Genomic DNA, 15,001 nt, shown 5'->3' with positions numbered 1-15,001 from the left:
CGGTGCAAGCGAAAGCCGGTCACGTTCCGAATTCCGTTCCCGCACATGGGAAATGCCAACATCGACGGTGGAGGGAATCAAGAAGGGAATTGCCACAACGGCAAGCACAAAGAGCAAGAAAAAATTCCTGAAAATCCTGAAGAACCCATCGAGAGGATTTTTTTTCAGGATCTCCGCCTTGAACAGCAGCGTCAGGGCCTTGGCAAAACGCTCAGGTTTCTTTGTCCAGTCTATTTTTCGAATTTCGCGACAGTTCGAATAGGATTTCTTGACGGCCTCGTTGGCATCCCTGTACTTACGCCTGTCCGGCATTCCCTTGACGAGCCAGACCAAAGAGCGTTTTCGCAAAAAAGAGTAGTCCTGCAAATAGGCGGAGGCCGCTTCCCGGTTATCGCCGGCGATAATGACCACCTTCGCGATTTCTGCAATCCGCTTGAATTGCGCGTCGGAAAGTTCGTCGGGCAAGATGGCAAAAATGTAGGGAACAACGGAGCGAACCGCTTCCAGGTTGCGGTAAAAAATCCTGAAGTTGAGCTCCGCATCCAGTCCCATTTCCTTGCTGAGCCGAAATACCAGGCCTTCTTTAGAATCGCGGATGAATTCGATTTCTTCGCCAGTAAGTTTTCTCTTGAAGAATGTTCTTAGATGGTTACCCGGAAAAAGGGACTTGTGGGAAAAGTCCATAATAACGAAAGGAGCGCCAGCGTTCAGGGCTAGCGCTACTTTGTCAATGGATTCAAAATCTACCTGGTCACCAGGGAAGGCAAATAAGCCCAGCCCGCCTTGTTTGCACAGGTAGTCCAGGACTTTCCTCTGCATGGGGAACTATGCCTTGGCAGTGCCCCTGGGGTAAGAGAAGCCTGCGGGGGGAGCGGCAATGAACTTGTCGATCTGGATGTGCAGCTCTTCGGAAGTAGATGCAGGGTTGAAGAAAATCTCCTGATTGCGGTTGGCGTTACGGCCCTTCAGGGATTCGTTGCGACGGCCGCGGGCGACAAAGGCCGTGGGCAAAACCTCGAGGGAGGGGAGGAGTCCAAAATAGCGGAAGAGGCTGAAGTTCTTCTGCCAGGTGGATTTTTCGGCCAAGAGGGCGAAAGCACCTTCAAGAATGGTCTTGGACTGTAGCAAATCGTCAGAAGTGATGGTCAGGAGTTCGTGACCGGAAGGGAAGTTATTGACGAAATTGGCGTAGTCGCCCTTCAGATAGTTGGCATCGCAAAGAAATACGAATTTCATAGACCTTACCAGTTGTGATGGTGTTTTTTTCCAAAATTTAGGTGGAATTTAGCAAATTAATCACTATTTGTCATTGTTTTTGCGCCGTTGCGCCCCCTAACATCAAATATGCCAAAAATCGATTTATAAGGGAAGATTCTCTAACTTGTTGATTATCAACGAGTTACGATTTTACACTCCCTGAGCAACGCCCAAAACGCTATTTTTTTGCAAAAAAAAGCGGTTTTTGAGAAAAAAAAGCCCAAAAAACTTTATATTTGGTGACTGTTATCACATTGGAAAGCAGGATTTTCATGGGAAACATCCTGCAGATGGAATTATGGGAGAACATCGATGAAACGTAAAAATTGGCCTATTACAGCTTTGTTTGCTTCTGCGGGCATTCTTGCCTCTGTGGTTATTGCACAAGAAGCCGGAGCTGATGCGGCAGCTGTAGAGAACAACGCTCCGTCCGTGAACGGGATTCCGGGTGAATCCATTCAAGAAGGCGGAAAGTTCGCAACGATTAAACTTGACCAGTACGTGTCCGACGACATGGACAAGCCTGCACAGATCAAGTGGGCTGTATCTGGCAACAAGAGCTTGAAGGTGACTATTTCCGGCGACCGTGTAGCCACAATCGCGGTTCCGGACCAGTACTGGAATGGTTCCGAAGACATTACTTTCGCGGCAACCGACACCAAAGGAGCGGTCGGTTCCGAGACGGTGAACTTCTCCGTCGAGTCCGTAAACAACCCGCCCGTAGTGAAGGCCATTGCCGATCAGACCATCGACGAAGGTAAGCAGTTCACCAAGATCAAGCTCGACGATTTTGTCGAAGATCCGGACCACCCGAAGAACCAGATTCTTTGGGAAACGGACATCCAACCGGTGGGCAAGGATCAGGCTGAAGGCGACCTGAACGTGGAGATCGACAACAACCGAATCGCCACCATCTTGATTCCCGATACCAACTGGTACGGTGCCGCCAAAATCAAGTTTACGGCCACCGACGGCGAATATGCCAGCGATTCTAAGACGGCCACCTTTACGGTGAAGGCCATCAACGACGCTCCGGTGCTCCAGAAGATTCCCGACCAGACCATCGAAGAAAAGAATGAATTCGAACAGATTTCCCTGACCGACTTCGTTACCGATGTGGATAACGACGTTTCTACCATCAAGTGGTCCGCTTCTGGCAACAAGGACCTGAAGGTGAAGATCGACAAGTCCGGCTCTGCCACAATTTCTACTCCCAACGAATTGTGGAACGGTGCCGAGACCATCACCTGGACGGCGACCGACCCCGCTGGTGCGTCCGTCAACACTTCTGCCAAGTACACCGTAAAGTCCATCAACGATCCTCCGGAGTTCGTGAAGGACGTTCCCGAACAGACTATCGAAGAAAAGCAGGAATTCAAGCCTATTGACCTGAGCGTTTTGGTCAAGGACCTGGACCACAAGTTCGAGGAACTGAAGTGGACAGTTTCTGGCACTAAGGACCTGAAGGTAACGGTCAACGGCAAGCAGGCGACTATCGCCATTCCCAACAAGTACTGGAACGGCTCTGAAACCGCCAAGTTCAAGGTCTGCGACCCCGAGAAGGCATGCGCAGAATCCGAAGCTTCCTTTACGGTAAACTCCGTCAATGACAAGCCCGAGTTCGTCAAGGACATCGAAGGCCAGACCATCGAAGAGAAGAAGACCTTCGGCAAGATCAAGCTGGACGAATTCGTGAAGGATGCCGACCACAAGAATTCCGAACTCTCCTGGGAAGCAAACGTGAAGCACGACGGCAAGGAACCGGAAACGGGAACCCTGCAGGTGAACATCGATGAAAACCACGTGGCCTCTGTGGAAATTCCGGACAAGTACTGGAACGGTTCTGCAACCATCACGTTCATTTGTACTGACCCTGAAGGCGCTTCTATCAAGAAGGACGCCAAGTTCACGGTGAAGTCCATCAACGACGTGCCCGTGTTCAAGAAGATTCCTGACCAGACCATCGAAGAAAAGAGCGAACTCTCTTCTATCGTTCTCGACGAATTTGTCAGCGATGCCGACCACGACCTGTCCAAGCTCAAGTTCGAAGTGACAGGCAACAAGGACATCAAGGTGAACATCAACGCCAAGACTCGCGAAGTTTCCTTCAAGACTCCGAACGAACTCTGGAACGGTTCTGAAACTCTGACCTTCACGGCTACCGACCCCGAAGGCGGCAAGGCTTCTTCTACCATGAAGCTCACTGTCAAGTCTATCAACGATCCTCCGGTCATGAAGGATATTCCGGAACAGACCATCAAGGAAAAGCAGGATTTCAAGCCTGTCGAACTGAGCAAGTTCGTCGAAGACCTGGATCACCCCGCCGACAAGCTCAAGTGGACCGTCAGCGGAAACCGCGAACTGAAGGTCAATGTGGACCCGAAGCAGGTGATGACCATTACTCCTCCTTCCAAGCACTGGAACGGCTCTGAAACCTTGACCATCAAGGTGACCGACCCCGAAGGCGCAACGGATGAACGCTCCGTGGCATACACTGTAGAATCTGTGAACGACGTGCCCGAATTTACCAAGCAGGTCGTTGCTCAGACCATCAAGGAAAAGGAACAGTTCCAGCCCATCAAGCTTGGCGAAATGATCAAGGACGCCGACCACAAGATGAGCGAACTTACCATCACCACCGACGTGAAGCCCGCTCCCGGCTCCAAGAAGAAGGAATCCGGCCTCACGGTCGAAGTGGACGCCCAGATGGTGGCCAAGATTATTATTCCTAACAAGCTCTGGAACGGCTCCGACGAGATTACCTTCACGGTAGCCGACCCCGAAGGTGCAACCGCAACCTCCAAGGCCGTGTTCACGGTGAACTCCGTCAACGACGTGCCTGTGCTCAAGAAGATTCCTGATCAGATGATTGACGAAAAGGGCGAATTTGTCGCCATCAACCTTGCCGAACTGGCAAGCGATGCCGACCACGAGTTCTCCCAGCTCAAATGGGCCGTTACCGGCAACAAGGACCTGAAGATTTCTATCGACAAGGCCGGCGTGGTGACTATCAAGACCCCGAACCCGCTGTGGAACGGTTCGGAGAAGGTGACCTTCACGGTGACCGACCCCGAAGGCGCTTCTGCCAAGTCCGACGCCGTATTCACGGTCAAGTCCATCAACGATCCTCCGGTCATGAAGGATATCGCAAGCCAGACCATCAAGGAAAAGGCTGAATTCAAGCCTATCGAGCTGAACAACTTTGTAGAAGACAAGGACCACGACAAGGCCAACCTCAAGTGGACCTTCAGTGGCCAGAAGGACTTGAAGGTCAACATCGACAACAAGCATGTGGCCACCGTCAAGGCTCCGTCCAAGTTCTGGAACGGTTCTGAATCCATTAAGTTCACGGTGACCGACCCCGAAGGGGCTACAGATAACCGCGTGGTGACTTTCACCGCCGAATCTGTAAACGACCTGCCGGTGTTCACCAAGCCCATCAAGGACCAGACTATCCAGGAAAAGCGTGAATTTGCCATCATCAGCCTGAACGACATCGTAAACGATCCGGACCACAAGCCCGAACAGCTCAGCTGGTCCTTCGACGTGAAACCCGGCAAGGGCTCTCCGAAGGGTTACGCCCCGCAGCTCGCCGTGACTGTCGATGACAAGCGCATGGCAAAGATTGTCATTCCTGAAAAGAACTGGCATGGCGAAGAAGTCATCACCTTTACGGTCACCGACCCCGAAGGCGGCAAGGCCAGCTGCACGGCAACCTTTACGGTAAGCTCCGTGAACGACGCCCCGACCATCGGCAAGATCAAGGACCAGACCATCGCCGAAAAGGCAGCCTTTGCCTCTATCAATTTGGCTGAACTGGTGAAGGATCCCGACCATCCGTTTGAAAAGCTCAAGATTGACGTTTCTGGCAACAAGGACCTGAAGGTGAACATTTCCAAGGCAGGGGAGGTGACCATCAATACCCCGAACCCGCTGTGGAACGGTTCTGAAAAGCTCACCTTTACGGTGACCGACCCCGAAGGTGCCAAGGCTTCTACTACCGCAGCCTTCACGGTGAATTCCGTGAACGATCCTCCGGTCATGAAGGATATCGCTGACCAGTCCATCAAGGAAAAGGGTCAGTTCAAGGCTATCGAGCTGGATAACTTCGTAGAAGATTTGGACCACCCGAAGAACAAGCTGAAATGGAAGATTGAAGGTGCCAAGGAACTGAAGGTGGCTATGGACGGTTCTCACAAGGTAACCGTTACCACTCCGAACCCCAACTGGCACGGTGAAGAAACCGTCAAGTTCACGGTGACCGACCCCGAAGGCGTTTCTGACAGCCGTAGCGTCAAGTTTGCGGTGGAATCCGTCAACGACGCTCCTGTGTTCGTAAAGGAACTGAAGAGCCAGTCCATCGACGAAAAGAAGCAGTTTGCCACCATCAAGTTGGATGACCTGGTGAATGACCCCGACCACAAGAAGTCTGAACTGGCCTGGTCCTTCGATGTGAAGGCCGCCAGTGCTAAGGCCGCTCCGAAGAAGGGGAAGAAAGGTAAAGCCGCCAAGGAAGAATCCGCTCCGCAGGGTGCAGGCCTTGAAGTGAAGGTGGACAACAACCGTGTGGCTACCATCGCCATTCCCGACAAACTCTGGAACGGTTCTGCCAACATCACCTTCACGGTTACCGACCCCGATGGCGCAAAGGCCAGCAAGACCGCTACCTTCGAAGTCAAGTCCATCAACGACGTGCCCAAGATTTCTGACAAGGCCCCGAAGGGTGAAACCATCCGCGAAGGCGGCAAGTTCAAGCCCATCGACCTTTCTACCATGGCATCTGACCCGGATCATCCGGCCTCTAGCCTCAAGTGGACCGTTTCTGGCAACAAACAGCTGAAGGTGAACCAGAAGAAGGACAACACTGTAGAAATCCTGACACCCGATGCCCAGTGGCACGGCAAGGAAACTCTGACCTTCACGGTTACCGACCCCGAAGGCGCTTCCGCCAGCCACAAGATGGACTTCGAGGCGACCCGCGTGAACGACGCTCCGGTTATTGCCAAGCAGATTCCCAACCAGAAGATCAAGGAGAAGGAATCCTTCCAGTTGATCAAGTTGGACGAATTCGTGAAGGATCCGGACAACAAGCCTAATGAGTTGACCTGGACCATCACCGGCAACAAGAAGCTGAAGGCCGACATTTCCCCGAGCCGTATCCTCACGGTGTCTGCTCCGGACAAGTATTTCTGGTGCGCTCCCGAAACCATGACCCTTACGGTGAAGGACCCCGACGGCGCTTCTGCCTCCCAGACAGTGACCTTCGAAATCACCTCCGTCAACGACGCTCCGGTCATGAAGGACATTCCTGGCCAGAAAATCAAGGAGAAGGGTGAATTCAAGGATATCGAACTCTCCAAGTTCGTTTCCGATCCTGACCACAAGATTGAACAGCTCAGCTGGACGGTTAAGGTGGAAAAGGTTGGCGGAGCCGCAGCCAAGCCCGCTCCGAAAAAAGCCAAGAAGTCCAAGGGCAAGAAGGGCAAGGGTGCCAAGGAAGAACCCGCTGCCGAGGAAAAGGCCGCCCCGCAAGACGAATTCGTTGTGGAAGTGGACAAGAAGGCAATCGCCCACATCAAGCTTCCCAACAAGTACTGGAACGGCGAACGCAACGTGACCTTTATTGCCAAGGACCCCGAAGGTGCCGAGGCCTCCAAGACGGTGAACTTCAAGGTGGAATCGGTCAACGATGCTCCTGTAATCAAGCAGATTCCCACTCAGTCCATCAAGGAAAAGGAAACCTTCAAGCCCATCGACCTTGCCCAGTATGTGTCTGATCCTGACCACAAGATCGAACAGCTCAAGTTCGAAATCGGCAATACCCGTTTCTTGAAGGCATCTGTCAACGCCAAGCACCAGCTGGTGGTGACCACGCCCGACAAGTTCTGGAACGGCAACGAAAAGGTTACCCTGAACGTCATTGACCCCGAAGGAGCCAAGGCTTCTCAGCAGATTCTTTTCGAGGTGTCTCCGGTGAACGACGCACCTGTGGTGACCAAGATTCCAGGCCAGAAGATCAAGGAACGCGAAAAGTTCGAACCGGTTGACCTGTCCAAGGTGGCGACCGACCCGGACAACAAGCCCGCCGAACTCAAGTGGAGCGTTTCCGGAAACAAGGACCTGAAGGTGGAAGTGAAGGGCTCCCGCGCCATGGTTGTGACGCCGAACCCCAACTGGAACGGCAAGGAAACCCTGAAGTTCACCGTGTCTGACCCGGCCGGAGCCAAGGCTTCTGCCGAGGCTACCTTTGAGGTGACTCCGGTGAACGATCCTCCGGTGCTCAAGCCCGTGCAGCCCTTCGTCATCGACGAAAAGAAGAGCTTCGCTCCTGTGGACTTCTCCAAGTTCGTGAGCGACCCGGACAACAAGCTGGAAGAACTGACCTGGACTCTGGACGACGCCGAGCCCGCATCCAAGGCCGCTCCCGCTAAGGGCAAGGGCAAGAAGGGCAAGGCCGCCAAGGGCGGCAAGGCCAAGGCCTCTACGGTCAAGCACGACTTGATTTTCAACATCGACGACAAGGGCGTGCTTACTGTCGAAGTGCCCAACAAGTACTGGAACGGTACCGAAACGGTGGCCGTGAACGCCTTCGACCCCTCCGGCGAAAAGGCCACAGTGAACGTAAAGTTCACCGTGAAGCCCGTCAACGATGCTCCTATGGTCAAGGAAATTCCTGGCCAGGAAATCGAAGAAGGCAAGCCCTTCAAGGCTATCAAGCTCGACCAGTATGTGGAAGACCCGGATAACAAGCCCCACGAGATTAAGTGGAAGGTTGCCGGTGCCAAGAACCTTGATGTGAAGATTTCTGGCGGCCGCGAAGCCGTGATCAAGCCCAAGAAGCAGGATTGGTCCGGTGACGAAACCCTTATCTTCACCGCCACTGACCCGGCAGGTGCCTCTGACAAGGCTATGGCCAAGTTCGTGGTGAAGCATGTGAACAAGGCCCCGATTATGCGTGACATTCCTGATTTCACCATCAAGGAAGACGACAACAAGGGCGTTGTGGCCACCATCAAGCTCGACCAGTATGCCCGCGACCCGGATCACCGCTTCGACGAACTGAAGTGGACCTTCACGGGTAACAAGTACCTCGATGTGAAGTACGACAAGTTCAAGAAGACCGTTACCGTTTCTCAGCCTCACGAAGACTGGTCCGGCAAGCCGGAACGCATTACCTTCGCCGTGGTTGATCCCGACGGTGCCAAGGCTTCTAAGACGGCCACCTTCACCGTGATTGCCGTGAACGATCCGCCGAAGGCCCGTTCTCAGACCTACGTGACCAGGGAAGGGGAGACCTTGAAGGTTTCTGCTTCTGACGGTCTCCTGTCTGGCGTGACCGACCCGGATAACGAGAAGCCGGTTTCTGCCCAGTTGGTCCAGAAGCCCCATAACGGAAAGATTGACCTGAACGAACGCGACGGTTCTTTCACCTACATTCCGAACAAGGGATTCTCCGGTCTCGACGAATTCACCTACAAGGTGAAGGATCCGGGTGGACTTTACTCCAAGCCCGAAACGGCAGAAATCAACGTGACCTTCAAGATGAAGGATTTGCGTGGTGGCGCCGAACCGGCAGTAAAGAAGGATGAGCCCAAGGACGACGAAGACAAGAAGTCCAACAAGAAGGACAAGAAGAAGGATAAGAAGAAAGGCAAGAAGGGCAAGAAGCGCTAGTCGCTGACACCCTTTGTCATCCCCGCGAAGGCGGGGATCTCCTATGAAAAAATCCCGCAGAAATGCGGGATTTTTTGTATGCCGTCATGGCGTGGTTGACGTGCGTTTTACTGCACTACGGACTGGACCGTTCCATCGGAGAGGCGGGTGGTTATGAGGTCGCCTGCCTGGACCTGAGCCTTGCTCCGGATGAACTTGCCCTTTGCATCCAGGGTGAAGGAATACCCTCTGGCAAGGGCGGTTTCCGGGCTTGCGCTCTTGACTTTCAGCTCCGTAATTTCGAACTTGGCCTTTTCCAAATCCAGAATCTTGCGGGAACCCTGCTTTAGACCTTCTTCGTTTCGGGAGACCCGCTGGGATTCGTTCCGCAAAATAAAATGGACCTCTTTGGCCAAAGATGTTCCCTTGATGGCCAGTCCGGATTTTTCCTGCTGGATTCGGCCAAAGACGGCCTGCTGCAGGGAATGGGCGAGACCCGAAAGTTCTTCCCTGGTTTCAGAAAGGAGCGTCTTGGCGCTGTCCTGGATGCCACTCACCATAGTCAGCATGGCCTGCCAGCTTTCAGTCATCCGCTCCGCCAGGCGCTTTGCACAGTCCGTAGGCGTGATACACGAAAGGTAGGCCACTTCGTCCAGCAGGCTCTTGTCGATTTCGTGCCCGATGCCCGTAAAGACCGGAACAGGGTAGTTCGCCACGGCACGGCACAGGGCTTCGCTGTCAAAATAGTTCAGGTCCGTCTTGGAACCGCCACCACGGACAATACACACCACATCGATTTCAGGATCCTGTAGCAATCGCTCAAGAGATGCAAGGACGGTGGATTCCGTCTCATTCCCCTGCATCTTGGCGTATTCGGTCCGGACCTTGAAGGCAAAGGGAGAGGCATCAAGCCGGGTAGTAAAATCCTTGTAGGCCGCCGTAGATTCGCCGGTAATGAGCCCCACATGGAGCGGGGTAGGGGGCAGTTCCAGTTCGGCATTCTTGTGGAGCAGGCCCTCTTCGGTCAATTTTTTCAAGATGGCCTGCCTGGTAATGGCAAGTTCCCCGATGGTATAGACCGGGTCGATGTCCAGAATCTGGGCCTGGAATTTGCCCAGGGTAATGTACAAATCCGCCTGGACCAGGAAACAGACCTTAATCTGTTCCCGCAAGGTAAAAGGCTTGGCCGCATTTTCGGCCTTTTGGCAGATGGCCGCGTATTTGGGGATAAAGCAGGTCAGGGGGAGGGTAGCCACGGGCTTCACGTTGCCTTCTTCGTATTCGGCGATGCTCAGGTAAACCACGCGCTCCTTGACGGTCATTTGCGTAATGACGCCGTGGACCCATACCGCAGGAGTTTCCGTCAATTTCCGCTTGACAGATTGCAGGTATTTGCCGACAGAAAAGGATTTTATGGGCTGGTCCATATTTTTTTCAATTTGTTACACCCCAAAAGATAATTTTTTTTATTTTATCAAAGTAGATAGATTTAAATGTCCTAGGAGAAACAATGAAATCTTTGTTTTTTGTCTCTGGCCTGGTGGCGCTTGCCCTGGTGGGCTGCGCCGCCAACCAGCATGCTTTGAGCCGTTCCATGGAACAGACCGAAGGCACCCGTGCCGTAGCTACCGAAATCAAGGCGGATTCCGCCACCGTCGAAAGCGCCAATGCCCATCTGGATTCTGCAAAGGCCTACATGGAACAGAAAAAGGCCCAGGAAGCCCTGGCCGCCTTCGAGGCTAGCCGCCTGGAATACCGCTTGGCCATGCTCCGTGCCGAGCGTGATTCCCTGAAAGCCGAAGACGAACGCGTCGAAGCCGAACTCCGCGCCGATGTGGAACGCAAGCTCCTTTACCAGAACATTCTGGACAACGAAAATAAGGAGGCCAAGTAATGAAGACGCTTAAGTTCTTGACCGCCGCCTCCCTGGTTGCCTCGTTTGCCTACGCCGCCGATGCAGCAGCCCCCGCCGAAGTGACAAAGGCCGCTGAGCCTGCCGAAGCGCCGGCAGCAGAAAAGGCTGCACCTGCCGACACCAGCAAAAAAGCCGAACCTACCGTCTATGACGTCTGCATGGATTCCCTGAACGCCCTTGATGCGAAAATCCCTGCAAATGCCTGGAATACAAAGCTTACCCTGTTGGAAGCCAAGGCGAAGGCGTCTGACATCCAGAACGAACTGAAGAAGAATCCCAAGGCAAATGTGAAGGCCATGGGTGACAACTGCCTTCTGTATGCCGAAATCATCAAGACAGAAATCGAGGTTCAGGAACGCCGCACCCACATTTCGGAAAACTGGGAAAAGCGTAACGCCACCAACCGTTCTATTGAAACCATCCAGGAACAGATTGCCAACGCCCGCAGTGGCAAGGTCTCTAACCTGGCTGCTGATCTAGAAGCCGAAAAGCAGAGGCTCGCCCAGACCAAGGACGCCATGAAGGAACAGGAAGCAAAACTCCAGGCCGAAATGCAGCAGAACCGCGACAAGTTCCTGGCAGAAGCCGCCGAACGCGAAGCCGCCTTGAAGGCAGCAAGTGAACGTGAAGCCGACCTGCAGAAACAGCTGGAAGCAGAACGCCTGGCCCTGGAAGCCGAAAAGAAGGCCCTTGCCGAAGAACGGGCCAAGGCCGAAGCCCGCCAGAAGGAGGCCATGAACAAGCTGAACGAACTCCAGTCCAAGCTGATTCAGGTCTCCCAGGATGCCCGCGGCATTATTCTTTCCATGAGCGACATCTTGTTTGACGTGGACAAGGCTACCCTGAAACAGGACTTGAAGACCAGCCTTGCCAAGGTGGCGGGAATCCTTACCGTTTACCAGCAGTTTAACGTGTCCATTGAAGGAAACACCGACAACACTGGCTCTGCTGAACACAACATGAAGCTTTCCCAACAGCGCGCCGACAACGTGATGAACTTCCTTGTAGAACAGGGAATCGACGCCAGCCGCTTGACAGCCAAGGGCCTCGGCATGACCATGCCCATTGCGGACAATTCCACCAAGGAAGGCCGCCAGAAGAACCGCCGCGTGGACTTGGTGATTCAGGACAAGGTGTTGCAGGAATCCGCCGAACCCGAAAAAGCTCCGGAACAGAAGTAACATGTCCAAGACCGTATCCGCCATGGAAGCAAGGCAGAACTTCGGTTCGCTCCTGAACCAGGTGGCCTTGCAGAAAGAGGAAGTCGTTATCGAGCGGGCTGGGAAACCCCTGGCCAAGCTCGTGGACGTGGAATCCGGAGTATCCGGGAAACTGGATTTCAGGGATATCAGTAAACTGCCCAACACCATCTGGGAAAAGTGATTCCGTTCAAGTCTCCAGAATTAAAAGACAGGGAGGCCGCGGCAAAAGCCGTGGCCGCCTCCGGCTATATCGGGAGCGACGCCTGCTTTACAAACGTCTATCTACTCCGCAAAAAGTATGGCACGCAGGTTGCTCTGCAAGACGGATTTCTTTTCCGCTACTACAACGGACAGCGGAGTCGCCGGGGCTATGCGTTTCCGCTAGGGGAGGGCGATGTGTCGGCGGCGCTAGCACGTATTGTCGATGATGCCCGCGAATCGAGTCGTCCGCTGGAATTCTGCCTTGTGGACGAGCCCCGGGAACAGATTTTACGGGAATATTTCAATGCGAAATGCGTCGTCGAAACGGATGGATTTTCTGGCAAGGAAAGTGCCGGGTCAAACAGCGCCGGGCCCATACTCCATTTCGAAAACAATCGGGGTGACAGCGATTACATTTATTCCGCCGAGGGTCTCGCGACGCTCGCGGGCAACCAATACCGTAAAAAACGCAACCACATTTCGCGATTCAACCGCACTTATGGGCAGTTTGAACTGCAAGAAATCACGGCCGAAAATGCCGGCGTCGCGCTGGAAATCGAAAAGTCATGGCTTAAGTCTGTCGCCGGAGATTCCGCCTGTGAGCCTACCTGCGAATGCGAAGAGGCTGCCCGTGCCGAATGTTCCGAAGACGAAAAGTCCCGCATGGCGGAATATTGCGCCATCGTGGAAGCGCTGGAAAACTTCGACGCTCTCCAGATGCGGGGCGCAGTCCTGTACGTAGAAGGCAAAGCTGTCGGCATGACGATGGCTTCCGAGATTGCTCCCGGCGCATGGGACATCCATTTCGAGAAGGTCATCGGGGAATACGCGGACAATGGCGGGTATGCCGTCATCAACAAGATGTTTGCCGAACGCCTGGTGGCCGACGGTGCAAAATTCATCAACCGCGAAGAGGACATCGGCCTCGAGGGCCTCCGCAAGGCAAAACTCTCGTACTACCCGCAGACGATTCTTGACAAAAACCATGTTACGTGTCGTCTCGACCTTCATTGTCATCCCCGCGACTCACAATGTCATCCCCGCGACCTTACTTGTCATCCCCGCGACCTTACTTGTCATCCCCGCGAAGGCGGGGATCTCCTAGACTAATATGCTTTCCTCCATCCTCTCCAAAAAACAATGCGCCGCCTGCAAGTTCTGCTGCTCCTTCCGCAGGCAGAGCCTTTGGGAAACACCGCTTTTCCCGCCCGAAGTCGTGGAAAAACTCAGCAAACCAAACGAATACGGCGTGGTGGGGGTGTTCCGCACAGTTGACGACCCGCAAAAATCATGCGCGGGCCGCCTCGTCCTTGAAAACAATTACCGTACCGCCGACCCCGAAGAAGAAGTTCCCTGCACTTTCCTGAACCCGCAAAAAGGCTGCATCCTGAAGCCCGAAGACAAGCCCTTCGACTGCTCCATCTGGCCACTCCGCATTATGAATAAAGACGGCGAACTCGTCATCGCGCTTACGCCCACATGCCCGAGCATCGGTGCGGTTCCAAGCCAAGCTCTTACCGAACTCGTAAAATCTGGTCTCGGCGAAAAGATTCTTGAATACGCAAAAGAGCATCCTTACATCATAAAGGAATACCGGGCCGGTTTCCCGATTATTTATCTTTAGCTCGTGAACAACAATCCCTTCGAACTTCTGGCAAAGTCGCCGCGCAGCAAAGCCCGCCGCGGACGAATCCGCACGGCCCACGGCGACATCGAAACGCCGATTTTTATGCCGGTAGGGACGCTTGCGAGCGTGAAGGGTCTTTCAACCCGGGACCTCCGCGAAATGCAGGCGCAGATTATTCTCGCAAACACCTACCACCTGTACCTGCGCCCAGGCACCAAGCTCATTGCCGAAGCGGGCGGCGTGCAAAAGTTCATGGGCTGGAACGGCCCCATGCTCACCGACAGCGGCGGATTCCAGGTCTGGAGCCTCAAGGATTTTCGCCACATCACCGAAGACGGAGTGGAATTTAAGAGTCTGCTGGACGGCAGCAGCCACAAGTTCACACCCGAATCCGTGATGCGGGCCCAGCGAGAAATCGGGGCGGACATCATCATGGCCTTTGACGAATGCACGCCTTACCCGAGTACCGTCGAGGAGGCGTCGCACTCGCTGGACCTGACGCTCAAATGGACCCGCAGGGCAATGGACTGGCTCCACGAAAATCCGCCGCTCCACGGCTACCCGCAATTCTTTTTCGGGATTGTGCAGGGAGGCATGCACAAGGAACTCCGCAAAAAATCCATCGAGGCACTCAAGGAACTCGCTCCCGACGGCTACGCCATGGGCGGCCTCTCCGTCGGCGAACCCGTAGAAACCATGTACGAGATTGCGGACTTTTGCACAAACTATTTGCCCGAAGACCGCGCCTGCTACGTGATGGGGGTGGGCACGCCCTGGAACCTGCTAGAACTTATCAAGCGCGGGGTCGACATGTTCGACTGTATTTTGCCCGCGAAAAACGCCCAGGATGGCCTCGTGTACACCAGCAGGGGAGTGCTTCGTTACAAGAACGCCAAGTTCGCGCACCAGCACGATGCGCCGCTGGACCCGGAATGCGACTGCTACTGCTGCCGCAACTACAGCCGCTCCTACCTGCGCCACCTATTCAAGAGCAAGGAACCCCTCGGCTGGACACTTTCGACCATCCACAACCTGCATTTCTATTTGCACTTGATGCAACAGGCCCGCGACCACATTGAAGCTGACGATTTCGAGGAATGGTCCGCACAGATTATCCCGCAACTACAGCAGGAAGTGGAATAAGGC

General features: G+C 54.1%; 10 protein-coding genes. 7 read left to right on the top strand and 3 right to left on the bottom strand.

Translation table 11 applies throughout. The features are described 5' to 3' along the window. Positions 1–819 (bottom strand): hypothetical protein (locus IKB43_03505; protein MBR2469208.1); only part of this gene is annotated, 819 nt, incomplete at its 3' end. Positions 820–825: 6 nt separating this feature from the next. Then, entirely contained in the window at positions 826–1,236 is a 411-nt protein-coding gene (locus IKB43_03500; GenBank protein ID MBR2469207.1) for a hypothetical protein, read from the bottom strand. 333 nt (positions 1,237–1,569) lie between these two features. On the opposite strand from IKB43_03500, the gene IKB43_03495 reads away from it, so the two are divergent. Next, a complete protein-coding gene (locus IKB43_03495; GenBank protein MBR2469206.1) occupies positions 1,570–8,931 on the top strand; it encodes a tandem-95 repeat protein in 7,362 nt (2,453 codons plus the stop codon). A 107-nt stretch (positions 8,932–9,038) separates the two neighbouring features. Here IKB43_03495 and xseA read toward each other — a convergent pair whose 3' ends face one another. Then, a complete protein-coding gene (gene xseA, locus IKB43_03490; protein MBR2469205.1) occupies positions 9,039–10,337 on the bottom strand; it encodes an exodeoxyribonuclease VII large subunit in 1,299 nt (432 codons plus the stop codon). Between the two features lie 83 nt (positions 10,338–10,420). Between xseA and IKB43_03485 the strand changes: the two genes are divergently transcribed. The 6 genes from IKB43_03485 to tgt all read left to right on the top strand — a co-directional run bounded on the left by IKB43_03485 (position 10,421) and on the right by tgt (position 14,998). Beyond that, on the top strand, positions 10,421–10,804 hold the full coding sequence (locus tag IKB43_03485; protein MBR2469204.1) for a hypothetical protein: 384 nt from the start codon (positions 10,421–10,423) through the stop codon (positions 10,802–10,804). A gap of 317 nt (positions 10,805–11,121) precedes the next feature. After that, on the top strand, positions 11,122–12,006 hold the full coding sequence (locus IKB43_03480) for an OmpA family protein (protein MBR2469203.1): 885 nt from the start codon (positions 11,122–11,124) through the stop codon (positions 12,004–12,006). A gap of 1 nt (position 12,007) precedes the next feature. Next, positions 12,008–12,208 carry a type II toxin-antitoxin system Phd/YefM family antitoxin gene (locus IKB43_03475; protein MBR2469202.1) on the top strand — a complete coding sequence of 67 codons (201 nt, stop codon included), beginning with the start codon at positions 12,008–12,010 and terminating at the stop codon, positions 12,206–12,208. Next, positions 12,205–13,338 carry a DUF2156 domain-containing protein gene (locus tag IKB43_03470; GenBank protein ID MBR2469201.1) on the top strand — a complete coding sequence of 378 codons (1,134 nt, stop codon included), beginning with the start codon at positions 12,205–12,207 and terminating at the stop codon, positions 13,336–13,338. The genes IKB43_03475 and IKB43_03470 overlap by 4 nt, the downstream gene beginning before the upstream one ends. A gap of 1 nt (position 13,339) precedes the next feature. Beyond that, a complete protein-coding gene (locus IKB43_03465; GenBank protein MBR2469200.1) occupies positions 13,340–13,852 on the top strand; it encodes a hypothetical protein in 513 nt (170 codons plus the stop codon). Positions 13,853–13,855: 3 nt separating this feature from the next. Beyond that, the gene (tgt, locus tag IKB43_03460; protein ID MBR2469199.1) at positions 13,856–14,998 is read left to right on the top strand and encodes a tRNA guanosine(34) transglycosylase Tgt; all 1,143 of its coding nucleotides are present in this window, start codon (positions 13,856–13,858) and stop codon (positions 14,996–14,998) included. Positions 14,999–15,001 lie beyond the last annotated feature (3 nt).

It is taken from the genome of Fibrobacter sp., from assembly GCA_017503015.1.
Classification (GTDB): Bacteria; Fibrobacterota; Fibrobacteria; order Fibrobacterales; family Fibrobacteraceae; genus Fibrobacter.
This window is presented reverse-complemented; position numbering and strand designations above follow the sequence as displayed.